Origin of the sequence: Streptomyces sp. NPDC079020 (genome assembly GCF_044542225.1) — a bacterium.
Lineage (GTDB): Bacteria > Actinomycetota > Actinomycetes > Streptomycetales > Streptomycetaceae > Streptomyces.
The window spans coordinates 425,416-452,054 of record NZ_JBITUB010000007.1 but is presented as its reverse complement, the minus strand read 5'-3'; the positions used below and the strand labels follow the sequence as shown (position 1 = coordinate 452,054).

Sequence of the window (26,639 nt, the reverse complement as noted above, 5' to 3'; positions counted from 1 at the left end):
GCGTGTCATACCTGACCGAAGGTCTCGCCCGCCCGTGAGCATCTACGAGCCCGGCCACCGGGAGCCCGGGGGCTCCAGTGTGTCGACGACCGGTTTGCGGGGCTACTCCCCTTCGCAGCCATCAACATTACCCCACCCGTCCGCCGGGGGTGCAGGTGTTCGAGGCGGTGGCCGCTGGGTAGAGTCCGGGTGATCATCAGCATCGCCCTACCGGAAGTGCCCCGCATGAGTCGCCGCGCCCGCAAGGCCGCCCCCGCCGAGGGGCCGCCCCGGCCCACCGTCAGCGTCTGCCGGGGCTGCTGCTGCGGTACGGAGAAGATCCCCGGCGTGGACCACGCAGGTCAGCTGGCCCAGCTGCGGCAGTCCCTGGGCGGCGCCGCCACGGTGCGCGCGGTGGAGTGCCTGGACGCCTGCGAGCAGGGCAATGTCATCGTCGTCCAGCCCTCGTCCGAGGGCCGCAGGGCCGGGGGCCGCCCGGTCTGGCTGGGGCTGGTCAACGATGGGTCCCCGTAGCAATCGCCGCAAAAACAACGGATATCACTGACCGGTACTGATACGCCTCAGCGATGTTCGGTTACGCGGGCTCTTGGGACTGGCTGGCGACTTTGCTGAGATGGCGGTAGATGGTGGGGCGGGTGACGCCGAACTCGTCGGCGATCTGCTGGACGGTCAGCTCGCCGGAGTCGTACATCTCCCGCGCGAGCTGTACTTGCCGAGGCCCCAGCTTGGGCTTCTGTCCTCCGGTACGTCCGCGGGCTCGGGCGGCTTCCAGGCCGTCCATCGTTCTCTCCGACATGAGGGCGTGCTCGAACTCGGCGATCGCTCCCAAGATCTGGAAGAACATCCTGCCGACCGCGGTGGAGGTGTCGATGCCCTGGTCGAGGACGACCAGGCCAACGCCGCGCTCTTGGAGATTCTTGGACAGCTCGATCAGGTTTTCCAGAGAGCGGCCGAGCCGGTCGAGTTTGGTGACCACGAGTTGGTCGCCCTCGCGAGCGACCAACAGTGCCTTGTCGAGTTCGGGCCGGCGGGCGAGCTTGCCGGATGCCTTGTCGGTGAAGACCTTCTCGCAGCCAGCCGCGCGGAGCGCGTCTTCCTGGGCTTCGGGGTGTTGGTCGCGGGTCGATACACGGGCAACGCCGATTTTCATGATCGAACCGTATCGCGAAAGGGGGTGACCGTTACATAGGCGCGTACGCGGGAAGCGTTACAGTCACGACCTGGGGGAACGTCATGTCGATCTTCGTGTCTCACGAACGATCGTTACTCGACGTTGCCTTCGCCCGCCTCCTCCCGCCAGGCTGCGAGGTTGTTCCGGGTGAGCAGGGTGTGGGGATGGTCGGGCCCCAGTACACGCTCCAGGTCGGGCAGCAGGTTGGCGAAGGCTTCCTCGGCCCCGGCCGCATCCCCCGCCTCCCCCCGACACGAGGCGAGATTGCTCCGGGCTGCCAGGGTGCGGGGATGGTCGGGCCCCAGTACACGCTCCAGGTCGGGCAGCAGGTTGGCGAAGGCTTTTTCGGCCCCGGCCGCATCCCCCGCCGCCTCCCGCCAGAAGGCGAGATTGTTCCGGGTGAGCAGGGTGTCGGGGTGGTCGGGCCCCAGTACACGCTCCCGGTCGGGCAGCAGGTTGGCGAAGGCTTCCTCGGCCCCGGCCGCATCCCCCGCCTTCCCCTGCCAGAAGGCGAGGTTGTTCCGGGTGAGCAGGGTGTGGGGATGGTCGGGCCCCAGTACACGCTCCAGGTCGGGCAGCAGGTTGGCGAAGGCTTTTTTGGCCCCGGCCGCATCCCCCGCCTCCCCCCGACACGAGGCGAGATTGCTCCGGGTGGTCAGAGTGTCGGGATGGTCGGGCCCTAGACGATTGTGGGCATCGTGCACCAGACGTTGGAAGTAGGTGATGGCAGCGGTGACCTGACCACTTTCACCGAGGCTCCTGCCGGCGCGGTAGAGGACTACATGGGCATCGGGGTGCCACAAAGCGTCCTTGGCCTGGTTGGTGAGGGCTTCGGCGTTGGCGCGCAGGGCCCCGGCAAGAGCGGTATCACGCTCGATCTCGGGCCAGGTGTCGGTCAGGGCGTCGGCGGCGGCATGGGTGAGCCGATCGTGTTGGTCTGTTGGCAGGGAGTCGCGGACGGCGCGTTGGATGAGGTTGTGTACGCGTACTGCCTGGTGTGCGGTGGCGGTGGTGTGGTCGATCAGGCTGAGCCGGTGCAGGCACCGCAGCCCGTCGGCTGCGTCCTGCACGCTGACCTGCCGTCGTCCCCCGCTCCTACTGGTTTCCTCACCGGGGGCACGGTGTTCGGTGAGGTAGACCAGTGCCGGAGGCGCGGTCAAAACGGACGCGGGGATGCCGTTGGGGTCGAGCATCGCGGCCAGTTGCAGCAGGGGGCGGGCCAGGCCCGCCGGGCGTAGGCGGTCGGCGCGTTCGATGGACAGGGACCAGGCGGCGGCGACTGTCGTGGCGTGGCCGTCGGGGAGCGCGTCGGGCTCGGGCAGGACGTCCGCCAGCGTACGGGCCCGGTCGGCCAGCAGCTGTCGGTAGGCGGCGCAGTCCATGCCGGAGTCGATGAGGTAAGCGGCGGCCTGGGCCAGGGCCAGCGGCAGATACCCGAGGTCGGCGGCCAGGGCGGTGAGATCATCGGCCGGTTCGTGGCGGTGGCGAGCTGTCAGGGCAGCGGCCAGGTAGGCGGAGGCCTCGTGGGGGGTGAACAGGCCGACGGTGACCAGTCGCCGGTCGGAACCGGTCAGGGCGGCGTCCCGGCGGCGGGTGGTGACGAGGGTTCGGCCCGAAGAGCTGGTGGGGGGCCATAGGCCCCGCATGTCGGCCGGGCCGGCGAGGTCGTCCAGCACGACCAGCCACCGGCACGGCCTCGCATCGGGTTTGGGTTCGAGCCAGGCCAGGAACAATCTCGCGGCCTGCTCCGGGTCCCCCGGGTCGGCACCAAGGATCTCGACGCCGGCCTGTGCGTACCCGAACACGATCGCCTGACGGGTACTGGCAGTGATCCACACCAGCACGTCCACTCCGCCGGACTCCTGGGCGGCGCGCGCGTAGTCGGCCGCGAGCTGGGTCTTACCCACCCCGCCGGTTCCCGTCAGGACCTGGCACAGCACCGCCGTGCCCCCGCCATCGACCGCGGCCCGCAACTGCTCGACCTCGGCCCGGTGCTGGAAGGACTGCGCCCGGGTCGGGATCACGCCTACCTGGCGCGGCCAGGACGCCCGTTCCCGTGGGGCGGCCTGGTGCACGACGGTCAAGTCGTGTACGTACCCGCTGATGGCGGTGGAGCCCCCGGAGGCGATGGCATCCCCGGTCCCAGACACCTGCACCGATTCCCCGGTCGAAGGGCCAGCAGGCTCTGGAACCGGTCCGCGGTAGCCGGTCAGCGCGGTTCCCCCGTCCTGGGCACGGGCATCGCCCGTATCCGTAACCACCACCGGCCGCACTGATCCACCCTCCTCGGTTTCGGGCCCGGGCTCATCGGGGTCCGCCGTGGAGCGGCGCTTCCAGATACTCATGGCAGAAGGGGGTCCCTCTCGTGAAGTGCTGCGGGACTGTCGGGTAGTCAGCTGTAGTCGATGCCGGTGCCGGCACTGCTGCCGGGACCCTGCGCGGTGGCATCCCCGGTTCGTTCTGCCTTCGCCGACCCGGTTCCCGCGCCGCCGGGGCGCCGCACACCGGTGTGAGCCGTGCCGCCGTCAGTTCCGTCAGCGTTCCCGGTGTTGACAGCCAGGTCCGCCGGTCCCGGAACCGGGGCCGGGGCGGGCGGCCGTTGCAGTAGCGCCCAGACCAGGGCGGCGATGCCGGTGGCGGCCTGCACCGAGGCGCCGACCAGCTGACCGGTATCAGGGTTGTCCAGCAGCCAGAGCAACGGTGTCGACACGACACCGACCGCCGCAACCACCATGACCGTGATCTTCCAACCTCGCGACACGTTCACCCCTCCCCGTCCATCCCCGACAGACCGTCAGCCCACAGCGTCACGTGAGGCCTCACTGCTAGCAATAGCAAGAACGCATACCCGCGGCCACCGGTTCCGGTGAGCCTCCCTCGCGGACGGCAGACGTCACCGCTGGATAGCGTCAGGCGTTTTCCGGGCGGCGGGGCCGCAACGGCCGGTAACCGGCCGGGTCGAGCTTGGCGAGCTCGGTGTCGACTTCCACGTTGATCGTGCCGAAGAAGTTCACGTTCTCGCTGTGGGCCGGGGAGATGTGAGCGAGGAGCTCGTCGTCGACCGCCCGGCCCTCGGCGCGCATCTGCGCGATGGCCAGGCCGTAGTACTCCGTCGTCCAGGTCACCACCGCGTTGGTCAGCAGCGTCAGGCACCAGGCCTGTTCGGTCTGCGCGGCCAGGTGGCGGTGCCGGATCGCGCCCTCGTGCGCGTACAGCAGGCTGCGGCGAAGCGAGTGCAGGGACTCGCCCTTGTTGAGCTGCCGGGCGATCTTCCTTCGGTAGGTCTCGTCTGCCAGATAGCGGGCGGCGTAGATGGTGCGTCGCAGCGCCCCGTACTCCTTCAGCGCCGCGGCGAGGGTGTTCTGACGGGAGGAGGCGGACAGCTTGCCCACGATCAGTGAGGCGGTGGCGTGCCCGAACTTGATCGACCCGGCCAGCCGCAGCAGATCGTCCCAGTTTTCCTCGATCAACCCCATATTGATCTTCTGGGTGAGCAGCGGTCCCGCCACCGGCCAGGCGTTGTTGACGTCGCGCTGCGGGTCCATCCGGTACAGAGTGATCTTCCCCAGGTCCCGGATGCGCGGTGAGAGCTGCATGCCCACCAGGTCGAACAGTGCGAAGTTGACCAGGGTGACGCCGTGCGTGTCGGTGGCATGCTCGGTGATGGGCAGGTCGGTCTTGTTGCCCATGATCTCGTCCAGCACGTAGTGCGCCTCCCGGCGCGTGACCACGATGACCTTCGTGCCGAACGTCGTGTGCTGGTCGGAGACGTGCGTGTACGTCGACAGGCCTCGGCCGGCGAAGTATTTCTTCATCGCCCGGGCGGTCGTCGACTTGCCCTTCACCGGGAACCGCTGCCCGTCCGAGGAGGTCAGCGTGCCGCCACCGAAGGCCTGGGTCAGCGGGAGGCGGTGGTGGTAGTTGACGATCGCGGCGTTCGCCGCGGCCAGGGTCTCCTCGCGGATGTACCACTCCTGGGTCCAGGCCAGGATGTCGTAAGAGATCCCGCACGCCTCCGCCATCCGGACCAGGCCCAGATTCGTCGCGTTCGCAATCAGGACCGCCAGCAGGTTGCGCTTGAGCTCCGGCGAGCGGGTCTGCTTGCCGCCGGCGTGGGTGAGGCAGTCCAGAAAGCCGGTACGGCGGTCGAGTTCGACCAGCAGCGAGGCGATCGGGGCCAGCGGCAGCAACTCCGAGAGCTCTTCCTTCAGCTCGGCGGCCTCGGCCGGGATGTCCTCCGCCGACAGCGGCGGGATGATCAGCTCCCCCTCCGGCGACAGCCGCACCTCACCGGTGCCCGCCTTCCGGTTGCCCAGCACCTTCTCCAGGTCGCCCACCGCGGCCGCCAGCTCCTCCTTACACCCGTGAAGCGCGAGGCGGGCGTCGGTCGGCTTGCCGACCAGCTGGCAGAACTGCTCCCGCTGCCCCTCCCACTGCGCGGCCGTGAACAGGTACGAGGCGGGGTCGGCGTACCGGCGCGAGGACGGCACGTATACGTCCCCGCTGCGCAGCCCGTCCCGCAGGCTCAGCAGCACCGTCAGTTCCCAGAAGTGCCGGTACGCCGTGACATCCCGGTCCCGCGTCGCCTGCTCCAGGTAACCGGCCCACTTGGCGGGCACGAAGTCCGTCGGTGCATGGTCGGGGACCTTCCGGGCCCCGTCCGCGTTCAGCTTCTTCAGGATCGCCACGGCCTCCATGAGGGCCTCGACCCCGGTGCCGCCGGTGAAGCTGATCGCCTTCAGCACGTCCGGGGTGAACTGCCGCAGGTAGGAGTAGGAGTTGTCCAGCATGGCCAGATGCCCGTTGTCGCGCGGCAGCCTGCCGGTGGCCTGGGCGAGCGCGGCCCGCAGCCGGTCCATGCCGATGGTGTTCCGCAGCAGCGCGCCGACCACCTCGTCCTCGATCCCGGCGTCGACCAGGACCGGCAGGATCTCGTCCAGCAGCGCCTGACGTCCCTCCCCGGCAGCCGCGCGGGCCGCCAGCTCGTCCCGCATCTTGATGCGCGCCCGGAACTCCCGAGCGGAGACGGCCTGGTCGAACAGGCTGATGACCTCGTCCAGCACATCGGCGGCGGACTGCGAGAGCACCGTCAAAAGGATCGGATGACGGCGCTGCGGCTCGCGCCGGTCCAGCGACTGAGCGGTCAGCCGACGCCCGACCACCGCCAGGAACCGGCGCCGCTCCGCGGGCAGACTTGCCAGGTCGAGGGTGTGGGCGTCCATGCCGCGCGAAAGCCCAGCTTGTCCAGCTCGGCCTTCACCGCGTTCGCCGAGTCCCCGGTTGCACCCTTGGACAGCCAGTTCAGCCGCGTCGTCCCGATCGCCGAGTCCACGGCCAGCAGCCCATCGAGCTCACCCATCAGCTTCGGCGTCAGCAGATGCCGCACCCGCTGGTACGTCTCCCGCCCGGCCTCCGCCCTCGCCGTGGCCACCCGCTCCAGCAGCTTCACCACCCCGGGCCGCACCACCCGCGAGGACGCCAGGTGCTCACAGGCCAGACGGAACAACAGCGACGGGGAATCGTGTTCCATCGCGCGAGCGAGCAGGAACTCGTCCAGCTCCTTCAGCTCCAGCGTCTTCGCGGACTTCCAGTTCAGGTACCGGGTCACCTCACGCAGGTGCCCGGTACGGGTCTGCTTCCGCTCGCCGTAGAGCCGCAGCTCGCCCACAGAAATCTGTAGATGTTCGGAGAGCCTGGCGACCGCCGCCGGGGGTGCCGAGGCTACGTCGTCCGGGACAAACCCGAGCCACGGCAGCGTGCACAGCTGGACCGCCAGCCCCAGCCGGTCCTTCGGACTACGGCCGTGGCCCGGATCGATGAACCCCACGTCCGTCGGCGTCAGCGTGAAGAACCGGATCAGCTCTTCCTTGTTGATCTCCGGAAACCCGCGCATCCGCGCCAGCTCATCATCCGCGAACACACGGGTCGCCACCGAGAACCCCCATCACAACCACTCGCGTGCGGGCCATCCCGTCGTATCGGCGGCTTACCGCATTGCATGGTGAACGACCCACCCCCTCCCAAGACACGGTGCACAGGGGCTACTGATCCCCGCCGTCGGCGGATCCGAGCGGCCGACGGCGGGTGCCGACCGCCGGGGCGAGGTCACCGGACACGTCACGGCAGCTCAGAAGCCGTTGCAGCCATATCCGTTGTTTTTGCGGCGATTACTACGGGGACCCCGCTCCGGCTCCAGGGCGGCGAAGTGCAGCCGTCCGTCGTCGTCGAACACGATCTGGGAGTTCGCCGGCACCCGCCCGGCCACCTCACGGTAGGTGCCGTCCAGCAACGCTGCCCGCGCCGCCGGGTGCTCGCCCGCCTCCGCGGGCAGCGCGAGCGACGCCAGCACGGTCGGCTTGGCCTGCTCCCACGCCTCCCCGTCCAGAAGCTTCGCCCGCGGGTCGCCCCACTTGGAGGAGTTCTTCGCGAACACCTCCCGCCGCCGCGGCACCTGGCTACGGGAAACCTTGCAAAAACCTTTGAATCGTCTGGTCGCCAGGGCATGGGTGAGGTCGGGGCGGCCCTCCCGGAGCGACGAGGAGGTCACCGGGATGATCTTGAGTTGTTGAGCGCCTTGTCCCGTCACCTGTTCGGCTCGGTGTCGTTGGTGGTGATGTTGGGTTTCTTCTGGGGCGGGGTGGGTTGTGACCTCGATCAAGAGGACCGCGGATACGCGGTTCAAGCGGCTGGTCGCCGCGCATGAGTTGCATCTGTTCTTCGCGCCGAGCCGTGACGAGGTCGACTGAGCCGCCCTCCCGGACCTCACCTCGCTTTCCCTGACCGAGCGTCACTCTGATTACAGAGAGCTACTTGTCACTTCGTCGTAGCTTCGGGAGAACAGGGCCATCTCGCCCGTGAAAGAAACGCCGCATTACACACACCCGTCGGAAAGGACATCCACGCGCATGAAGAAAACAGCCCTGCTCGCCGTCCCTCTCGCCCTCGCAGCGGGCCTCGCGCTCGCCCCTGCGGCCAGCGCCGCCCCCGACAGTACGCCCGCCCTCCGGTGCAGCCAGGCCGTCGACCTCGCCCACGTACCGCCCGGCAATGAAGCGTTCTATGACGCTGTGCAGCAGCTCGCGAGGAAGTCCGGGCTGCCGGGCGTACCCAAGGCTGTCGGAATCACCTGCCGTGGTGAGAGGACCCTCATCGACGGCGGCACCAACGCCTACCTCGGCTCCGGTCCGGTCATCCTGCGCGGCGCAGGGATCTCCCCGCTCCAGGAGTACTGCACTCAATCGGTCTCCGTCCCCGTCCTGTACGGCGACGGCAGGTTCCCGACAGTTGCCATCATCGGATCTGACTGCACGTCGGAGGCTGACCCGATCGCCGTCTGACCTGCCAGGAATGCCAGAGGGCGGGAACCATGAACAGGGCTCCCGCCCTCTGTCCCGCCTGTTGGTCCTGGCCCGCCACGCGGCCAGGCAGGGACGACATCCACCGCCGCTTCTGGGACGGTATGGGGCATGGCCCAGATACACCAGAAACCCGCCACGGGGTGATCTTGGAGGCCGGGCGGCTCGCTACGGGGTGTCGCCCGTGAGAGCGTTGACGCGGTTCGCGTACTCGCGGCGGGCTTTGCGCTGGGCCGGGACGACCGGGGCGCTCTGGCCGCCGTCGAGCGGCTGGCAGCGGGCGAGGAGGGAGGGCAACCGGAATACGTCGGAAACGTGCCGTAGCCGTCGAGGAGTGCGAGACCGGGAGTCATCCGAGAAAGGGCCGGAAGGGATAGCAGCGTAATCTTGGCGCTGTGGACGACTGCTCAGGTCTCCGGTTCGTTGAGCTGGAGCAGTTCCTGTTGGACCGTCCGGACCGCGCCGCCGTTCGCAACGGGCTGGTTCGGTCCGCTCCGACTGGCTACGGCGACACTCCGATTTCGGGTGTCGTCGACGTGCGTGTCGCCGACTCCAAGTCCGGCCCTCTGTGTGGGTGTTCGGGGCCGGGGGTCAGGTAGTGGGGCCGGCCAGGTAGGTGTAGCCGACGAGCAGGCTGGACCGGCCGCCGGGGGATTTGACGATCACGTCGGCGGGGCCTGCGGTTTCGGGGGGTGCGACAGCCGCGATCTCGGTGTCGGAGATGACGGTGAACGAGGCGTTCTGGCCGCCTACGTGTACGGCGTCGGGGCCGAAGACGACCTCCTCGGTCGATGCCAGGTGGATGCCGGTGAGGGTGACCAGGTTGCCGCCCGATGTGGGCCCTGAAGCGGGTGCGAGGGCCGTCAACTCGGGGTTGGCGAGGTAGGTGTAGGTGATGCCGTCGGCGGTGCCGCCGGCCGTGGACACGGTGATCGGCACGGTGCCGACACCGCTCGCGGTGGGCACGGTGACGGTGAGTGCGGAGTCGTCGGCAGCGGTGATCGTGCCCGTGTTGGCGCCGAAGGTCACCGCGGTGGTGGTGGACAGGTTGAGGCCGGTGATGGTGACGGAGTTCCCGCCGATGAACTGTCCCGATGCCGGGCTGACGGTGTGAGGAGGGCCGGGGCGATGTAGAAGTACGGCGTTGGGTTGCTGGTGCCGCCGGGGGTGGTCACGGCCACCGCGACCTCGCCTGTTCCTGAGGGGGACAGGGCGGTGATCTGGGTGGGGGAGACATTGGTGACGGCGGTGGCCGGCCTGGTGCCGAAGCGCACGGCTGTGGTCCCGGCGAGGTTCGTGCCGGTGATGGTCACCACGGTGCTGCCGGCGATGGAACCCTGGTTCGGGGAGATGGGCATGGCGGGTGCTCCTTGTCGTGAGAGAGCGGGTGCTCCTTGTCGTGAGAGATGGGTCTGGGACGGGGTCGTGGGCCGGGTCAGGGGGTGGTGTAGGTGAAGGTGGCATCATCGGCGACGCCACCGCGGGTGGTGACGACCACGGGGACCGTGCCGGCGATGTGGGGCGGGGCGGCGGCGGTGAGCTGGCTGTCGGAGAGCACGGTCGGGGTGACGGCGGTGGGGCCGAAGGTCACCTTGGTGGTGGTGAACAGGTTCAGGCCCGTCACGGTGACGACGGTGCCTCCCGTGACCGATCCGGAGGCCGGGGTGAGGGTGTAGATGCGGGGTGGCTGGATGTAGTAGAAGGGGACCGGGTTGCTGGTGCCGCCCGGTGTGGTGACGGTGACCGCGGCCACGCCTTGGCCGGAAGGGGAGACTGCGGTGATCTCGTTGTCGTTGACGACCACCACATTCGTCGCCGGCCGGGTGCCGAAGTGCACCGCGGTGGCCCCTGTCAGGTGGGTGCCGATGATGGTCACCGGTGTTCCGCCGCCGGTGGGCCCCTGGTTGGGGAACAGGCCGGCGACCCCGGGCAGGATGCTGACGGTGGAGCTGCCGTTGTTGGCGACGTAGAGCCTCCGGTCATTCGGTGCGACCGCGACCACGTAGGGCAAGCTCAGGCCGCTGTAGGTGCTGACGACGGTGTTGGTGGCCGTGCTGATCGCCCGCACCGTGCCGTCCCCGTGGCTACTGACGTAGGCGAGCAGGCCGTCCGGCGTGACCGTGGCGGCGAAGGGCAGGGCGAAGCCGGGGATGGAGGCGATGACCGTCAGGGTCGCCAGGTCGACGACATCCACGGTGTTGCCGCCGTAGTCGGGGACGTACAGGCGTTGCCCGTCAGGGGTGACGGCTGCTTTGCGGGGGAAGAGGAAGCCGGTGATCCGGCCGATGACGGTGTCGGTGGCTGTGTCGATCACGCTGATCGCGTTCGAGCCCTCCTCGCTGACGTAGACGCGCTGTCCACCGGGGGTGGCCGTCACGGCCCGGGGCCCGGTGCCGACGTTGATGATCGCGGCGGTGCCGAGGGTGGCGGTGTCGACGACGTGGACCGCGTTCGCCCCCTGGCAGGAGACGTACACGCGGCTGTTGTCGGAAAGGACCACGACCCCGATCGGGTTGGGGAAGTCCGGCAGGGTGTCCGTGACGGTGTTGGTGGCGGTGCCGATCACGCTGACCGAGCCGGCGCCGGAGTTCGCGACGTAGACGCGCTGCCCGTCCGGACTGGCCGCAGCGCCCCAAGGGCCGAGACCGACGGGGATCGTGGCGGTCACCGCCTTGGTGGCCGTGCTGATCACCGACACGCTGCTGGAGGCGAAATTGGTGACATACGCACTCTGGCCGCTCGGGGTCATGACCACGTCCACCGGGGCCGTCCCCACCGGGACCGTGACCGGCGCCAGTGGTGCCATTGCGACCTGCTCGTCGAAGGACATCGGGCCGCCGGCCAGCCGGCTCACTCGTTGCGCCGTGGATTCAGTGTTCATGTGGTGCTCCTTTGCAGTACGGTCGCCCTTCACGCGGCCGGTCGCCCCAGGCCCGGCCTGATACCGGCGTCGTCGATAGCGGTGCCGGTCATCCGGGCGTGGGGCGGCACGGGCGACCGGGGCGGTGAACATCGCGTCAACCGGGTGGCCGCTGGGCTGCCCGCGGGTGACACGGGTCCATCACGCCCTGTGGGGCGCGTTTACCGGGCGGCGTACAAGAACGGTGCTGGCCGTGTGGAGGAAGGTGGCGGGTGGGGACGCGGATGTAGGTGGGTGCAAGGCTGGTGCCGACGGGGGTGGACGGTGACTTGAACCGGTCCTGCGGGCGCGAGCGGGGCGACAACGGTGAGTTGGCTGTCGGAGACGGGTGTGAAGGCACTGGCGGTGGTGGTCCCGAAGTGCACCGCTGTTGCCTCTATGAGGGGGCCTCGGTCAGCGTGACGTGTTGCCCCCGGCGAGGGAGCCCGCACCGGGGCTGACGCAGGTGAGGACCGGCGTGTCGGCGTAGAAGTACACAGTGCCGGAGATGCTGGTCCCGCCGGGGTGGTGACGGTGACCTGCACCGTGCCTGTGCCTAGGGGGGTGGTGGCCGTGATCTGGGTGCCGGAGACAGCCGTGAACGAGGGTGCCGCGGTTGCACCGAACCGTACTGCGGTGGCGCCGGTGAATCCGGTGCCGGTCACTGTGACGCAGGTACCGCCGCTCGCGGATCCCGAAGCGGGAGAGACGGAGGTGACGGTGGGTTTGGCCGCAGCCTGGGGCTGTGCGCCGGCCGGGGCCGGTGGGTGTGCGGGACGGTTCACGAACGTGCTCCTTGGCGGACGACTAGAGCTCCGGCCTGACCGTGGGACAGCGGTCAGGCCGGAACTGGTTGGGGCGGGTACGGGTGGAGCCGGCCCAGACAGAGGAGTCAGCGCCGCCTGGGCCGGCGGTCCGGGGTCCCGGTCCAGTACCCCGGGCCTGGGCGGCCCGGGGCTGGATCAGATGCCGGGGCCGGCGATGTAGGTGAAGCCGCCGGTGCTGGTGGAGCTGCCGGCGGTGGTGGTGACGGTGATGTCGACGGCGCCTGCTGCTCCGGGGGGCGTGACCGCGGAGATGGTGGTGTCGTCGATGACGCCGAAGGGTGCCGGTACACCGGCGAAGGTGACCGACTGGGTGGTGGTGAGGTTGGTGCCGGGGATGGTCACCGCGGTGCCGCCGGATGCCGGACCGGCGGCGGGAGACGGGGTGCCGAGGGTGGGACCGTCGACGTAGGTGTAGGACAGGCCGTTGTTGGTGCCGCCCGCGGTGGTGACGCTGACACCGACCGGACCGGCCGCGGTGCCCGCGGGGACGGTGACGGTCAGCTGGCTGTCGTTGACCACGGTCGGGGTCGCGGTGGCGGCTCCGAAGTGCACGGCGGTGGCGGTGGACAGACCGGTGCCGTTGATGGTGACCGTGTTGGTGCCGGCGGTGGCACCGGAGTCCGGGCTGAGGCTGGACTTGAACGGCGCGCCGACGTAGAAGAACGACAGCGGGTTGCTGGTGCCGCCCGGAGTGGTCACGGTCACGCCGACTGTGCCCGTCCCGGACGGTGAGGTGACGGTGACCGAGGTCGCCGTGTTGGCGGTGATGGTGGCCAGCTTGGACCCGAACTTCACGGCGGTGGCGCCGCCGAGGTTGGTCCCGGTGATGGTGACGGTGGTACCGCCTCCGGTGGATCCCTGGTTGGGTGAGATAGGCATGGTGGTACTCCTTGGATGGTGTGTTGGATGGTGTGTGCGTGGGAGTGGCGAACCGCACCGGGCGGCTGTCCTGCCGCGATCGGTGACGGGTTTGCCTCGTGGAGCATCCGGCCGGGCCCTGGCCGGACCGTCAGGTGCAGCCGACGGCTCTGCCTGACGGGGCGCAGTTGTCGGGGGTGTTGCCGCTGACCGTGCTGGCCAGCGTCGTCACCCCGGCGGAGTTGACGTTGATGCCGCCACCGCTGGTGGTGGCGGTGTTGCCGGTCACGAAGCTCGCGGTCAGGGCCACCGCGCCGTTGTCCGTGTAGATCCCGCCACCGGCGACGGAGCTGGAGACCAGGGAGACCGTGCCACCCAGGTTCGCGATACCGCCCCCCGACCCGTGGCCAGGGCCAAGACGGCGACAACGGATGGCAGGATGCGGACGATTGGCATGACGCCCCCTAAAGCCCTGAAGGAGGTTGCGCGAGCCACCCCACGCTGTGGCACCAACAAACAGCACCAGCTCGGGAATACGCGTCTTGTGCCAGGAGAGCCCCCAGGCAGCACCCCGGTGACGCCGCCCTTCAGAACTCTCGGCCTGATCGGCGGCAGACGGGCTGCCACTCTCCCGGAGAGGATGGGCGGCCCACCGGATTGAACATCACCAGTAGCCCACCGGAGTGAACCCCCCGACAAGAGCCATGACAGAACGTCACCCGAATGGCGCAGCGCGCGACGGTCGAGGCGGGTCACGTACCACTGCGCGCACAACCGTCCCACCCACCCGGCGGGCACCCCGAACTGGGCCCATTGCCAACAGGAATCCCTCCCACTGGAGTCCCAGCGGTATCGGCAGGCTGACCCTCCGCGGAATCCAGCCAAGGCGCGGCTACAGCGGGCCTCGCCTGTTTCCCCTCACCCTTGCCTCGCCAGCCGCCGCGCCGTGATCGCCAGCTCAAGTGTCGGCAAACGACCGTTTACCGACACTCGGGCCCGTGATCGAGAACCTGCAGGTGGACAGTGTCGACAACCCGCGTCGGGAATCAACGTCGGTGAACGGTCCGCATGGTGGATTCCGACACATGCTCATCGGCTACGCCCGGATCTCGACCGCCGACCAGAACCCCGATCATCAGATCGACGCCCTGCTGCGGGCCGGCGTCGACCGCGACAGCATCCACGTCGACAGGGCGAGCGGCGCGAAGGCGTCCCGCCCAAAGCTCGACCTCGTCCTCCAGTTGCTGCGCGAAGGCGACACGTTGAAGGTCACCTGACTCGACCGGCTCTCCCGCTCCATCCTCCACTTGGCGACCCTCGGCGCGGACCTGCGCGAGCGCGGCATCGACCTGCACGTCATCGAGCAAGGCATCGACACCTCCACCATGGAGGGCCGGGCCATGTTCGGGATGCTGTCCGTGCTCGCCGTTATCTCAAGCTCGCCGATCAAGCAGGGCTGTGACCTGCCAGGTCAAGGACACTGTCTTCGACCTGGCCGCGTAAGACTTTCGAGGTCCGTCAAGATGGGCCGATCGTTACTGAAGAGCGACGCGATGGGGTAGGTGCGCATCCCATGTTGTGGCCGAGCGCTTCAGCCAACCCGGCAGCCGAATGACGTAGCCGACCGCTGGGGCCCTATCGTGGCTGCCCATGCACGTCCTGATCGTCGGCGGCAGCGGCTTCCTCGGCCGCGAGCTGGCCCTGCAGGCAGCGCAGGCCGGGCACGCCGTGACGGCGACCTTCGCGACCCGCGTCAGCGACATTCCCAGGATCCGGTGACTTCCCATGGACCTACGCCGAGGCGAGGAAATTGCACCGGCCGTCGAGGAGACCCAGCCGGACGTTGTGATCAATGCGGCGTATCGCAAGGCCGACTGGGCAACCACGGCCGACGGCGCGGTCCGCCGTGCGATGGCCGCCACGCGGCGCGGAGCCCGCCTGGTCCATATGTCTAGCGACGCCGTCTTCTCCGGCGCCGACGTCCGCTACGACGAAACCGCTCTGCCGGATCCCATCACCCCGTACGGCGCCACGAAGGCTGCGGCCGAGACTGCGATTCGCCTGCTGGCCCCGTCCGCCGTCATCGCCCGCACCTCGCTGATCATCGGCGACGGTCACTCCGTGCACGAGCTGTTCATCCATGAGCTGGCCTCCAGGCGGCGAGAGGGAGTGCTGTTCACCGATGACATCCGGTGTCCCGTTCATGTCGCCGACCTCGCCGCTGGCCACCTCCAGCCACGCAGGCGTCTGCCACCTCGCGGGAAAAGACGCAGTCAACCGTCATGAGCTCGGTGTCCTGATCGCCCACCGCGATGGATTGGACCCTTCCGCCCTGACCGCTGGCCGCCGTGTCGACACCGGCTCACCAGGGGCGCTGGACGTCCGCCTGGACAGCACACGAACGCAACGCACATTGCGTACCACGCTGCGCGGCGCCCGCGACTTCCTGGCGCGCGAGCGCTGACTCGTACAGGGAAACTTTCGATGTACTGCTCATCATGCACCTGCCACATGAGGCCTCGAGGGTGCCATTGGGATGCCGCCCTCCAGCGGAAGGCGGCGAACACAGGAACGGGGAGCGAGACTGCCGCGCGCAGGCGCGCGACGGACGCTTCGAACATGAGCCGGTCAAGGTTGTCGCCCGCGGTGATGAGGAGTTGGGCAGCGGTCTCGGTGTCCATGCAGGGCGATACCACACCAGTTCGGGAACCGCTTGGGCGACGAGCGGTTTCAGCTCGGTGCCGGCATCGATGACCTCCTCGGCGAGGGCCTGGTAGCCGGTGGGCGATCCGGACCGCGCAGGCTGGGTCGCTGATGGTCGTGCCGAGTCGGGAGCGGACCGGATGCCTGATGCCGTCGGCAGTGGCTGGCTCGCGTAGCCGCTCGCGGGCCTCGCTCGGTCCTGTGACGATCAGGGTGCGGATCCGGTTGATGGTTTGAGTGCGGGACTTGATGGTCGAGCGGCGAACCACCACACAGGGCGCGGACAGTCTCCGCGCCGTCCGGCGGCCCCGCCCGGAAGGCCGATGCTTCAGCCCAAGGGCGGCCGGAGCGTCGGATGCCAAGCGGTGCCGTGTGCATCCTCACTGTCAGGTGTAGGTGAAGGGGATGCGGTTGCTGGTGCCGCTGGGGGTGGTGACGGTGATGGGTACGGTTCCCTTTCCGGGTGGGGCGACGGCGAGGATGACGTTGTCGGAGAGGACCTCGAAGCTGGTTGCGGGGGTCTGTCCGAAACGGACGGTGGTGGCGCGGTTGACCTTGCAGCCGAAAATGACGATGGTGCGGCCGGGGCGGGCGTTCTTGGGTGCGGCAGATACCAGGGCGGGCGGCAGGGAGGTGCTGTACATGTAGGTGACCGGGTTGCTGGTGCCGCTGTCGGTGGTGACGGTCACCGGGACGCTCCCGGCCCCGGGCGGGGTGGTGGCCGCGATGATGGTGTCCGAGGCCACGGTGAAGCCGGCCGCGGGAACGTCGCCGAAGGAGACTGCGGTGGCACCGGTGAACCCGGAACCGACAGCGATGATGTCGCTGCCCCCGGCCGGATCCCCCGCCTGCGGAGCAATCGCCGTAACAACCGGCGCGGTGACGTAGGTGAAGGGGATGCGGTTGCTGGTGCCGCTGGGGGTGGTGACGGTGATGGGTACGGTTCCCTTTCCGGGTGGGGCGACGGCGAGGATGACGTTGTCGGAGAGGACCTCGAAGCTGGTTGCGGGGGTCTGTCCGAAACGGACGGTGGTGGCGCGGTTGACCTTGCAGCCGAAGATGACGATGGTGCGGCCGGGGCGGGCGTTCTTGGGTGCGGCAGATACCAGGGCGGGCGGCAGGGAGGTGCTGTACATGTAGGTGACCGGGTTGCTGGTGCCGCTGTCGGTGGTGACGGTCACCGGGACGCTCCCGGCCCCGGGCGGGGTGGTGGCCGCGATGATGGTGTCCGAGGCCACGGTGAAGCCGGCCGCGGGAACGTCGCCGAAGGAGACTGCGGTGGCACCGGTGAACCCGGAACCGACAGCGATGATGTCGCTGCCCCCGGCCGGATCCCCCGCCTGCGGAGCAATCGCCGTAACAACCGGCGCTGCTGTCGACGACCCGATGTAGGTGTAGACGACGCTGTCACTGGCGCCAGTGCCCGCCGTGACGGTCACCGGAACGCTTCCGGTCCCCGCCGGTGCCACAACCGTGACCGCATTATCGGAGTCCACGGTGAAGCTCGTCGCCGCAACATCACCGAAGCTGACAGCAGCGACGTCAGCCAGCCCGCAGCCGCTGATCGTAACGGTGTTGCCGCCTGAATCCGGTCCCGAATCCGGGACGACTTCAGCAATAAGTACTGACATGCCATTACCCTCTTTCTTCGCGGCGGGTGAATTCCGCGCACGCGCCGGATGTCCTGCACGGAGAGGCCCCGTCACCCCATGGGCAGGAAAATGAGACTGTCGGGGCGGACGGAAAGAACAGTTGGAGTAGGCGACATCTGGCCTCGACTGATTGAACCGAACCCGCGAAGCCGGAGGAAGGAGTGCGTATACCCCCGCCCAGGCACAAGTAGCGAGTAGAACAATCACAAGATGAGCCGGACGGAATCACCACGCGCCGGGGTGCGCCACCGGTCCACCCGCTCCATGCCGCCTGCGCATCCGATGGTGGGAGAAGCCACGTCAGTCGTGCGCCAGGGACAGGCGGACACCCCGGGCGTAACACCGGTTTTGCTGCAGCGGGTTCGCGGGCCTTCGGGTGCCGGTAGGAGTCGCGTCACCAGCCGCAAGGGGCGGTTAGTCGTGACCGGGTTCGGCACTGCGAAACGCGCATTTGCGGGTGGTGACGCGACTCCTACCGGCACCCCGACACCGTGCGAGATGTGCTGAAGCCGTCCGCGGCCGCAGATGCACTGGTAGAGAGGCCGTACGTCCCGAAGGCGGTCACGCGGCCATCCGCAGCCGGCCCATGGCCTGCCCCTCGGGCGGTTCCACGTCCAGGGGGTCCCAGTAGTTCTCGCCGAAAGAACAACGCTAAGCCGTACGACGGCCCCTGATCAGGGCTGATCTCGGTGAAACGGCGCAGTGGCCGTGGGCGGGTCGGTAGCGTTGCGGCCATGCTGAGTGCTGACGAGCCGCCGCTGAACGACCTGAAAGACGAGCAGCTCCAGAAGCTCCTGGGCGAGGTCGCCCCGAGGTGGAGAAGTTGATGGAGGGGGCACCCTCGCGATCGAAGGGCCGCTACGACCGGGAGACGTGGAACCGGATCTGCGACAGGCTCGCGCACGAGGCGCTGATCCTGATGATGACGCTGTCCGCTCCGGCGCACCCGTACCTGGGCAGGGACTGCGAGTAGGCGGTGCGGGAGGCCGCGGGCATTACGCCGCGCGAGGGCGGGATGCGCGAGGCGCTTCAGCAGCAGGTCGCCAAGGGGCTGCTGATGTCCGTGCTCACCGTCGGCCGGCAGATGATGGTCGAGCCCGAGGAGTGGCCGGATGAGCTGCCGGCCGCGGTGCTCGGCGCGGTGCGGAGCTCGAAGCGGATCAAGGCCGATCCGACCATGGCGAACCTGTGCGATTAGGAATTGGCCTGCGTCACGAGTGCAGGAGGGTAGAGCAACCCCCGCCCTGGCGCGGCCAGTTCGGGGGTTTTCGTCTGCCCGCGCCGCCTGGCCGGGTATCGGTGGTGCCCGACTGTGCTGATCGAATGGGGCGGGAGGGGCCGATGGCCACGCGGGTGTTTTCTGATGAGGAGCTGGAGGGGTTACGGTCCTTCCCGGCGATCGGCAAGGACGACCTGATCCGCTACTTCACGCTCACCTCGGCCGATCAGGCGTTCCTCGGCAAGTTCCGCCGGGCCCAGAACGTACTCGGCGCCGCCGTCCAGCTCTCGACTCTGCCCTGGCTGGGGTTCGTTCCCGACGACGTCCCCTCCGCGCCGACTGCGGCGGTGGGGCGTCTGGCAAGGCAGCTCCGGGTCGCCGTCGCCGACTTGGCGGGTTACGGGGAGCGCGAGCAGACGCGTACGGATCACTTGCGGGAGATTGCCGAGTACCTGTCGTGGAAGCCCGCGAAAGCGATCGAGTTCAAGGAGCTGGACGAGTTCCTGCTGGCCCGCGCGATGGAACACGACTCCCCGAGCCTGCTGTTCCGGCTGGGGTGTGAGTACCTGCGCTCGGCGAAGGTGATCCGGCCGGGTGTGGTCTCACTCCTGGAGAAGGTCGCCACCGCGCGCCAGGCCGCGGAGGAGGAGACCCACGGCCGGGTGGCCCACCTGCTCACCGGCGAGCAGGTGCGGGGGCTGGACGGGTTGCTGGTGGTCGAGCCGACGTTGGGCTCGACGCGGCTGCACTGGATGGTGACGGGACCGGTGCAGGGGTCGCCGACAAGCGTGAAGGGCGAGGTCGAGAAGCTGACGTTCCTGCGGGGACTGGGCGCCGACGTACTGGATCTTTCCGCGCTGCCCGCCGAACGCCGCCGTTACCTGGCCCAGATCGGCCGCCGTCTGACGGCGCAGGCCCTGGTGCGGCGCGAGCCCAACCGGCGTCACCCGATCCTGCTCACGCTGCTGGCGCAGTCCGCGGTCGATGTCCTGGACTCGGTGGTGCAGCTCTTCGACCAGACCCTGTCGGGCTCGGAGTCGCGGGCGAAGATCAAGCTGCGCGAGGTGCTCGCCGAGCGGGCCAAGCTGTCGGAGGACCGGCTTGCCCTCCTGGACGAGATCCTGCCCGTCCTTGCGGACACGGGTATCCCGGACGAGGAGGTCGGGACGCTGCTGCGCGGGAAGATCGGCATGAGCCGACTGCGGGCCGCGCACGCCGGGGCCACCGTGCGGCTGCCGCGCGACCACGGGCACCTGGCGCTGCTGGACGGCTCCTACACCTACATCCGGCAGTTCGCCCCGAAGGTCCTGGAGACGGTGCGGTTCAAGGGAGGCACCGAGGCGAAGCCGCTGATCGAGGCCCTGGGCATCCTGCGGGAGCTGAACGCCACCGGCGCCCGCAACGTCCCCGAGGACGCCCCCACGCTGTTCGTGCCGACCCGGTGGCAGGGCTACCTCGACGAGGCCGCGGCGAAGGGCGACGTGACCGCCTACCGGCACTACTGGGAGCTGTGCACGCTGCTCGCTCTGCGCGACGGCCTGCGGTCGGGGGACGTGTACGTGCCGGGCTCGCGCCGCTACGACAACCCGGCCGCCTACCTGTTCAAGCCCGCCCAGTGGGAGACGCACCGGGCCGAGTTCTGCCGCCTGGTCGGCAAGAGCCCCGACTTTTCCGAGGCCCTGCCGCTGGTGATGGACGAGCTGGACGAGGCCCTCACCGACCTGGAGGGAGTCCTCAAGCGCGGTGACGGGCCCGTGCGGCTCAACGGCACCGGGGAGCTGGTCATCTCCCCGCTGACGGCGGAGGACATCCCGTCCGAGGCCGAGGAACTGCACGGCGAGCTGGAGAAGATGCTGCCGAACGTGCCGATCGCCTCGCTGCTGGTGGAGATGGACCGGCACACCGGGTTCCTGGACTGCTTCACCCACGCCGGCGGCAAACAGGCCCGTTCCCCACAGCTCAAAAGGAACCTGATCGCCTGCCTGATCGGGCTCTCCACGAACCTCGGACTGCACGGGATGGCCGCGTCCTGCGGCATCCCGTACGACGTGCTGGCGTGGACCGCGGAGTGGTACATCCGGGAAGAGACGCTGCGCGAGGCGAACATCGTCCTGGTCAACTACCACCACAGACTGCCGATGACGACCATGTTCGGCTCCGGCACGCTGTCGTCCTCCGACGGGCAGCGCTTCCCCACCCGGGGCAAGTCGATCACCGCCCGGCATCTGAACAAGTACTTCGTCTCGGAGGGCATCTCCACCTACACCCACGTCTCCGACCAGCACTCCACCTTCGGCACGAAGGTCATCGTGGCCACGCACCGCGAGGCCCACTACGTGCTGGACGAGATCCTGGGCAACGCCACCGACCTGCCGATCAGCGAGCACGCGACCGATACGCACGGCGTGACCCTGGTCAACTTCGGGCTCTTCGACCTGGTCGGAAAGCAGCTCTCGCCCCGCATCCGAGACCTGGGCAAGATCACCCTGTACCGGATGGGCGCGAAGACCGACTACGAGGAACGCTTTCCGACCGCCGGGCCGCTGCTGACCAAGAAGGCCAACCTGGACCTGGTCGCCGATCACTGGGACGACCTGCTGCGTCTGGCGGGCTCGCTGAAGTACGGGCACGCCACCGCATCCCTGATCGTCGGCAAGCTGTCCGCGTCCTCCCGGCAGAACGCGCTGGCCGCCGCGTTGAAGGAGTACGGGGCGATCCGCAGAACGATCTACGCGGCGAAGTACCTGTCGGACGAGAGCTACCGGCGCAAGATCGCCCGCCAGCTGAACAAGGGCGAGTCCCTGCACGCCCTGCGCCGCCAGCTCCACTACGCCCGCGAGGGCAAGGTCGCCCGGCGCCAGCCCGAGCAGCAGAACGAGCAGGCGTGGTGCCTGACCGTCGTGACCAACAGCGTGGTCTGCTGGCACACCGAGTACATGGGCCTGGCCGTCGATGAACTCCGTACTGCCGGCCGCGAGGTGGACTCCGAGGTGCTGGCGCACATTTCCCCGGCCCGTAGCTCGGTGGTCAACTACTACGGCTCGATCACCGTCGACTACGAGCGCGAACTCGCCCAGCTCGACGACCGGGGCCACCGGCCGCTGCGGACCGTGGACACGGACGACCCCGAAGCCGGGCTGTAGAAACAGCAGTCGGCCCCTGCTTGCAGCTACAACGCCAGTCAGCCCGCCGGTCCGTCAGCGATGGCCAGCATGTTCTCAATGAGGTTGGCGGCGCGCGGGGTGCCGCCCTCGGCCCGGGCGTCGGCGCGCAACTGTGCCGATCGGCGAGCGACTTCCGTGTCGGTGACCAGTTCGTTCAGGGCCGCTCTCAGTGTCTTGGCAGTAGCGTCCGGGGTGTCGATGCGGCGAGCAATGCCCAGCTCCACGAGCTGGTCCGCGTTCACGAACTGTTCGGCGCCCTGCGGCACGGCGATCATCGGGACGCCCGCAAGGAGTCCTTCGCCGCAGCCGCCCATTCCGGCGTGGGTGACGAAGGCGTCCGCCTGCTCCAGGATCGCCCTCTGCGGGACCCAGGAATGCACCTCGACGTTGGGTGGGATGTCGCCGATTTCGTGCGGGTTGGTGTACTTGCCGATCTGGAGCACGATGTGCCAGCCGGGCAGGTTTCCGTACGCCGCGACGCACTGGCGGTAGAACTCCGGTTGGCGCGTGTACGCCGAGCCCAGGGAGATCAACAGTACGTTCTCCGCGTCCGCCGGCCGTGTCCAGCTGCCCGCGTCCTCACGTGCGTCGAAGCAGGGCCCGACGAAGGTCACCGAGTCGGTGTCGACCTTGTCGGCGTACGGCTGCATCGCCCGAGAGATCAGGGCCAGGGCCCGTGCGGGAGGACCGGAGAAGGCGTCCACGTCCGTGGTGGTCGCCCCGCAGTCGGCGAGCCAGTGTGCGAACCTCGCCCGGTACGCGTCGGCACCCGGCAACTTCCACAGGTGCGCCGCGATCTCCTCTCCATAGCCGTCCCAGGCTACGAACGTCGGGGACAACTGCATGAGGGGCCGGCCCTGCCCTTCGGCGAGGGCGCGCGCGGCGTAGGCGCCGATGTCGTACAGGTACAGGTCCGCCGGGGCGTGGTCGTAGACGGCGCGCAGCTGAGGGAGTGCCTGGATGGCGTCGTCGAGGAAAAGGTTCGCCGCGGCGATGGGGTCGTCGGGCCAGTTGTTGTCGGCAACCGGCAGCACGGAGGTGCAGGGCACCAGTTCGGCGCCGGTGTCCGCGATCCGGTCCGCCACGGCTGGGTCGTTGGCGTAGGTGACCCGGTGGCCGCGGGCCACCAGCTCGCGAATGATCTCTAGGCTCGGCAGGACGTGGCTGACGGCCGGGATGCCGACCATCGCGATGTGGGCACGGCGACGGGACACGGGCGATCACTCGTTTCGGGTGCGGGGTGGGCATGGGCGGGATCGAGGTGCATCCGTCGGTGTCACGGATGACGAGTGCGCGGGGCGGCTGCCGCCAGCTCGGCGACCGATCCCGACATGATCGTCCGTACGTGCTCGGTGATGTGATCCGCGGGCCAGTCCCACCAGGCGACGGCGAGGAGGCGGGCGACGTCCTCGGCGTCGTAGCGGGTGCGGATGAGTCGGGCAGGGTTGCCGCCGACAATGCCGTAGTCGGGTACGTCGCCTGTGACCACGGCGCCGGAGGCGATGATCGCGCCGTGGCCGATCCGAACGCCGGGCATGACCGTCGCGCTGTGGCCGAACCAGACGTCGTTGCCGACGACGGTGTCGCCCCGGCTGGGCAGGTTGGTGAGCAGGTCGAAGTGGTCGGCCCAGGAGCCGCCCATGGTGGGGAAGGGGAAGGTCGAGGGGCCGTCCATACGGTGGTTGGCGCCGTTCATGATGAATCGTGTTCCGGTGCCCAGCGCGCAGAATTTACCGATGACGAGTCTCTCGGGGCCGTAGTGGTAGAGGACGTTGTGCGTCTCGAACGCAGTAGGGTCGTTCGGGTCGTCGTAGTAGGAGTACTCGCCGACTTCGATCAGTGGCGACTTCACCAGCGGCTTGAGCAGCACCACCCGCTGCTGTTCGGGCATCGGGTGCAGGACGGTGGGGTCGGCGGGAGCAGTCGGCATCGTGAGTCGATTCCTCTCTGGAACGGGCGTAGGGGTCGGACAGGAACCTCAGCCTCTGATCACAGGCACTCGGGCGGCGCGCAGAGCCAGGTGGGTTCCTCTCCAGCGTCGCCGAAGCAACCGGTCGTGGCTGACGAGGACGACGGTGCCGGCGAAACCGGCCAAGGCGGTCTCCAGTTCCTCGGCAAGGGCTGGAGACAGGTGGTTGGTGGGCTCGTCGAGCAGCAGAATGTCCGCAGGCTGGCTGACCAACCGCGCCAGGGCGAGCCGCTGCCGCTGGCCGGTGGAGAGCCGCGTGACCGGCACCGCCAGCCGGGACCGGTCGAACAGCCCGAGGGCCAGAAGCCGTTCGGCGTGGTCGTCGGCTTCCCCCGCCCGCCCACGGGCGTAGGCGGCCAGGAGGGTCTCGTCCGCCGAACCGGGGTCCGGGTCCTGCGGGAGGTACCCGATCCGGCCGCGCCTGTTGACGTGCCCGCGGCCGGGGGCCAGGTCGCCGGCCAGGACGCGCAGCAGGGTGCTCTTGCCCGCGCCGTTCTCGCCCGTGACCAGCAGGCGCTCGCCCGCCCGGACTGTCAGATCGATCGGGTCGAGTCTGCCGGCGACAGCGACCCCGACGGCGTCGAGCACGGCGCCTTGCAGCTGTCCGGCGCGCAGCACAGGCGAGAAGTTCAAAGGCTCCGGCGGGGCCGGGACCGGGTCGGCCAACAGACGGCGCAGCCGTTCCTCGGCGTTGCGGACGCGGCTGGCCAGGGACTGCTGCACACGGGCACCGGCCTGGTTGTAGGCCAGTTTGTTGCCGTCCTTCATCGCCCGGCCGGGGGCCACCCGGCGGGCGGTACCCGAAGCCGAGTCGCGCACCCGGTCGACTTCGGCACGCCACCGGTCGTGGTGCTGGGCCCAGCGCCGCCGCGCCGCCGCCTTCTCCGCGAGGTAGCCGGCGTAGCCGTTGCCGTACCGGACGACGCTGCGTCGGTCCCCGTCCACCTCCAGCAGGCTTGTAGCGACGTGTTCGAGGAAGCCCCGATCGTGCGAAACAACCACTGTGGTGCCCCGCCGACTGCACAGGTGCTCCTCCAGCCATACCAGGGCGGCATCGTCCAGATGGTTGGTCGGCTCGTCCAGCAGCAGCGCCTCCGGGACAGCTGCCAGCACCGCCGCCAGACGCAGCCGGACCTGTTCGCCGCCGGAGAGACTGCCCATGGTCGAGTCACGGCCCACCTGCCTCAGGCCGAGGCCGTGCAGGGCACGTTCCAGCCGGGCATCGGCGTCGTAGCCGCCGCGCAGCTCGAAGGCCGAGACGGCCTCGCCGTACGCGTCGAGCGCCGACTCGTCACCGTCGGCCATCGCTGCCTCCAGGCGGCGCATCCGCGCTTCGATCGCACGAAGATCGCCCAGTGCCCGATCGATGACCTGCTGAGCCGTCGCATCCGCTGGCAAGCCCCCGTCCTGGGCGAGGTAGCCGACGCCACCGTCGGCCTGCAGGATGATCTCCCCCTGGTCGGGGCGCTCCCGCTTGGCGAGCAGCCGCAGCAGGGTGGTCTTGCCGGACCCGTTCTCGCCGACGATCCCGGTGCACTCACCCTTCGCGAGCGAGCAGCTCACCGAGTCGAGAACGGACCTGCCGTCGAAGGACTTGCTGACTGCGAGCGCGGTGATCTGTGTGGACATACGAGCAACTCCGAAGCTGTCGGGGACGAAACGGTCGCCTGGGACCGCAAGGCAGGAAGAACGCTTCGGAAGAGCATCGGCAACTCCACTAGTGCGACAACTGTCACTTTAAGATGCTGTCATGATCTAGTCCCGCCGAGCAACCGGATTCCCGATGACAGAACCACCGGACAACCCGCCGGAACGTGCCCGCCCCACCGCACCGCCCGATCGCCGACCGGGCGGCCGCACCGCCCGCATCCGTGCCCAAGTACTCGACGCGGTGCGCGCCGAACTCGGTGAACACGGTTACGAGGGGCTCACGGTGGAGGGCGTCGCGGCCCGCGCTGGCGTGCACCGCGCCACGGTCTACCGGCGCTGGCAGGACGTCGGTGGCTTGCTCGCCGACGTCCTCGACGCAGCCGGCGAGGACGACTGGCAGCCTCCGAACACCGGTTCCCTGCACGGCGATCTGACAGCCCTCAACGACGAGATCCAGGAGTCCTTGGTCGCACAACCGTCGATCCCCGAAGCCCTGATGGCCGCCTCGTTCCGCTCCGCGCAAGCCGCCCACGCCCAGCAGCAGTTGTGGGAGGACCGGTACGCGCGCTGCGAGGTCCTCGTCGAGCGCGCCGTCCAACGTGGTGAACTCCCGCCGCACACGGACGCGCGGCGTCTGCTGATCGCCGCCACCGCACCGCTCTACCACCAGCTAGTACTTCTGCGGACCGCTCCTGATCCGCAGTTGCCCGCTCACGCCGCGACCACAGCAACCCTGGCCGCCGCCGCCGGAGCGTTCACCCGCCCTGCGCAGGGCGAGGAATCCTGACGGTCGGCCTGCCCGGGCCGCAGCGCTGATCGGGCAGTGCGGCGGCTCGGGGCAGTCCGGAGGCCGGGCGCCGGTGGACGGGGGCCAGGCCGCATTCACCAAGGAGTGGGCCGCAGGGGCTGCATCCGGTGCCCGGTGAGGTGCGGACGTCGATGCTGTCTGGCATCAGGGCGGCAGCACCCGCAGTGATGCCTCCGTGCGGCAAAGCTCACCGGATCTGTCTCGCCAAGCACCTCATCTGAAGTGCTCAAGTGCCAACTGAAGCACCAGCTAGGTCTCATCCGGGTGACCGGCCGTGCCAGTCTGCGCGGTCGGTGTTTCATAGGTGGTCGCTCGTGAAACACGGCGACGCCCGGAGGTCCGCCTGCGGCGATCACGTTTCATG

The 26,639-nt window shown here is 69.0% G+C and carries 21 protein-coding genes and 4 pseudogenes; 8 read left to right on the top strand and 17 right to left on the bottom strand.

Translation table 11 applies throughout. The features are described 5' to 3' along the window. Positions 1-225: 225 nt before the first annotated feature. A pseudogene (locus ACIGJO_RS18045) lies at positions 226-501 on the top strand ((2Fe-2S) ferredoxin domain-containing protein); the annotation flags it as partial. A 73-nt stretch (positions 502-574) separates the two neighbouring features. Here the strand turns inward: ACIGJO_RS18045 and ACIGJO_RS18040 are convergent. The 6 genes and pseudogenes from ACIGJO_RS18040 to ACIGJO_RS18015 all read right to left on the bottom strand — a co-directional run. Then, the gene (locus ACIGJO_RS18040) at positions 575-1,150 is read right to left on the bottom strand and encodes a recombinase family protein (protein ID WP_399958965.1); all 576 of its coding nucleotides are present in this window, start codon (positions 1,148-1,150) and stop codon (positions 575-577) included. Between the two features lie 113 nt (positions 1,151-1,263). Further along, positions 1,264-3,246 carry a tetratricopeptide repeat protein gene (locus ACIGJO_RS18035; protein ID WP_399959018.1) on the bottom strand — a complete coding sequence of 661 codons (1,983 nt, stop codon included), beginning with the start codon at positions 3,244-3,246 and terminating at the stop codon, positions 1,264-1,266. Between the two features lie 317 nt (positions 3,247-3,563). Then, positions 3,564-3,905 (bottom strand): hypothetical protein, encoded by a 342-nt coding sequence (locus ACIGJO_RS18030; protein WP_399958963.1) that lies wholly within the window; start codon positions 3,903-3,905, stop codon positions 3,564-3,566. A gap of 175 nt (positions 3,906-4,080) precedes the next feature. Continuing rightward, entirely contained in the window at positions 4,081-6,393 is a 2,313-nt protein-coding gene (locus tag ACIGJO_RS18025; RefSeq protein WP_399958961.1) for a Tn3 family transposase, read from the bottom strand. Then, a complete protein-coding gene (locus ACIGJO_RS18020; RefSeq protein WP_399958959.1) occupies positions 6,315-7,103 on the bottom strand; it encodes a DUF4158 domain-containing protein in 789 nt (262 codons plus the stop codon). The genes ACIGJO_RS18025 and ACIGJO_RS18020 overlap by 79 nt, the downstream gene beginning before the upstream one ends. A gap of 237 nt (positions 7,104-7,340) precedes the next feature. Next, a pseudogene (locus ACIGJO_RS18015) lies at positions 7,341-7,610 on the bottom strand (hypothetical protein); the annotation flags it as partial. A gap of 466 nt (positions 7,611-8,076) precedes the next feature. On the opposite strand from ACIGJO_RS18015, the gene ACIGJO_RS18010 reads away from it, so the two are divergent. Further along, positions 8,077-8,508 (top strand): hypothetical protein, encoded by a 432-nt coding sequence (locus tag ACIGJO_RS18010; RefSeq protein ID WP_177328312.1) that lies wholly within the window; start codon positions 8,077-8,079, stop codon positions 8,506-8,508. A 186-nt stretch (positions 8,509-8,694) separates the two neighbouring features. Here ACIGJO_RS18010 and ACIGJO_RS18005 read toward each other — a convergent pair whose 3' ends face one another. The 7 genes from ACIGJO_RS18005 to ACIGJO_RS17975 all read right to left on the bottom strand — a co-directional run bounded on the left by ACIGJO_RS18005 (position 8,695) and on the right by ACIGJO_RS17975 (position 13,420). Continuing rightward, the gene (locus ACIGJO_RS18005) at positions 8,695-8,823 is read right to left on the bottom strand and encodes a hypothetical protein (RefSeq protein ID WP_399958956.1); all 129 of its coding nucleotides are present in this window, start codon (positions 8,821-8,823) and stop codon (positions 8,695-8,697) included. Positions 8,824-9,117: 294 nt separating this feature from the next. After that, a complete protein-coding gene (locus tag ACIGJO_RS18000) occupies positions 9,118-9,588 on the bottom strand; it encodes an IPT/TIG domain-containing protein (RefSeq protein ID WP_399959016.1) in 471 nt (156 codons plus the stop codon). Continuing rightward, the gene (locus ACIGJO_RS17995; protein ID WP_399958954.1) at positions 9,552-9,884 is read right to left on the bottom strand and encodes an IPT/TIG domain-containing protein; all 333 of its coding nucleotides are present in this window, start codon (positions 9,882-9,884) and stop codon (positions 9,552-9,554) included. The genes ACIGJO_RS18000 and ACIGJO_RS17995 overlap by 37 nt, the downstream gene beginning before the upstream one ends. Before the next feature lie 77 nt (positions 9,885-9,961). Then, entirely contained in the window at positions 9,962-11,407 is a 1,446-nt protein-coding gene (locus tag ACIGJO_RS17990; RefSeq protein ID WP_399958952.1) for an IPT/TIG domain-containing protein, read from the bottom strand. A gap of 200 nt (positions 11,408-11,607) precedes the next feature. Continuing rightward, the gene (locus ACIGJO_RS17985; protein WP_399958950.1) at positions 11,608-12,210 is read right to left on the bottom strand and encodes an IPT/TIG domain-containing protein; all 603 of its coding nucleotides are present in this window, start codon (positions 12,208-12,210) and stop codon (positions 11,608-11,610) included. 177 nt (positions 12,211-12,387) lie between these two features. Then, on the bottom strand, positions 12,388-13,131 hold the full coding sequence (locus ACIGJO_RS17980; RefSeq protein ID WP_399958948.1) for an IPT/TIG domain-containing protein: 744 nt from the start codon (positions 13,129-13,131) through the stop codon (positions 12,388-12,390). Between the two features lie 130 nt (positions 13,132-13,261). After that, positions 13,262-13,420: a hypothetical protein gene (locus ACIGJO_RS17975; protein WP_399958946.1), complete on the bottom strand. Its 159-nt coding sequence runs from the start codon at positions 13,418-13,420 to the stop codon at positions 13,262-13,264. A gap of 775 nt (positions 13,421-14,195) precedes the next feature. On the opposite strand from ACIGJO_RS17975, the pseudogene ACIGJO_RS17970 reads away from it, so the two are divergent. Continuing rightward, positions 14,196-14,672, top strand: a pseudogene (locus tag ACIGJO_RS17970) (recombinase family protein). Positions 14,673-14,760: 88 nt separating this feature from the next. Continuing rightward, a pseudogene (locus ACIGJO_RS17965) lies at positions 14,761-15,574 on the top strand (SDR family oxidoreductase). Between the two features lie 625 nt (positions 15,575-16,199). Here ACIGJO_RS17965 and ACIGJO_RS17960 read toward each other — a convergent pair. Continuing rightward, the gene (locus tag ACIGJO_RS17960; protein ID WP_399958944.1) at positions 16,200-17,444 is read right to left on the bottom strand and encodes an IPT/TIG domain-containing protein; all 1,245 of its coding nucleotides are present in this window, start codon (positions 17,442-17,444) and stop codon (positions 16,200-16,202) included. 847 nt (positions 17,445-18,291) lie between these two features. On the opposite strand from ACIGJO_RS17960, the gene ACIGJO_RS17955 reads away from it, so the two are divergent. From ACIGJO_RS17955 to ACIGJO_RS17945, 3 genes are all read left to right on the top strand, one after another. Next, a complete protein-coding gene (locus ACIGJO_RS17955) occupies positions 18,292-18,438 on the top strand; it encodes a hypothetical protein (RefSeq protein WP_399958942.1) in 147 nt (48 codons plus the stop codon). Positions 18,439-18,480: 42 nt separating this feature from the next. Then, entirely contained in the window at positions 18,481-18,663 is a 183-nt protein-coding gene (locus ACIGJO_RS17950) for a hypothetical protein (RefSeq protein WP_399958940.1), read from the top strand. Between the two features lie 143 nt (positions 18,664-18,806). After that, entirely contained in the window at positions 18,807-21,827 is a 3,021-nt protein-coding gene (locus ACIGJO_RS17945; RefSeq protein WP_399958938.1) for a Tn3 family transposase, read from the top strand. A gap of 38 nt (positions 21,828-21,865) precedes the next feature. Here ACIGJO_RS17945 and ACIGJO_RS17940 read toward each other — a convergent pair whose 3' ends face one another. From ACIGJO_RS17940 to abc-f, 3 genes are all read right to left on the bottom strand, one after another. Next, positions 21,866-23,035: a macrolide family glycosyltransferase gene (locus ACIGJO_RS17940; protein ID WP_164254423.1), complete on the bottom strand. Its 1,170-nt coding sequence runs from the start codon at positions 23,033-23,035 to the stop codon at positions 21,866-21,868. An 89-nt stretch (positions 23,036-23,124) separates the two neighbouring features. Beyond that, positions 23,125-23,778, bottom strand: a complete 654-nt coding sequence (locus ACIGJO_RS17935; RefSeq protein ID WP_399958936.1) for a CatB-related O-acetyltransferase — start codon at positions 23,776-23,778, stop codon at positions 23,125-23,127. Between the two features lie 48 nt (positions 23,779-23,826). Further along, positions 23,827-25,446, bottom strand: a complete 1,620-nt coding sequence (gene abc-f / locus ACIGJO_RS17930; protein ID WP_399958933.1) for a ribosomal protection-like ABC-F family protein — start codon at positions 25,444-25,446, stop codon at positions 23,827-23,829. A gap of 154 nt (positions 25,447-25,600) precedes the next feature. Between abc-f and ACIGJO_RS17925 the strand changes: the two genes are divergently transcribed. Next, a complete protein-coding gene (locus tag ACIGJO_RS17925) occupies positions 25,601-26,254 on the top strand; it encodes a TetR/AcrR family transcriptional regulator (protein WP_399958931.1) in 654 nt (217 codons plus the stop codon). The last annotated feature ends 385 nt before the right edge of the window (positions 26,255-26,639 follow it).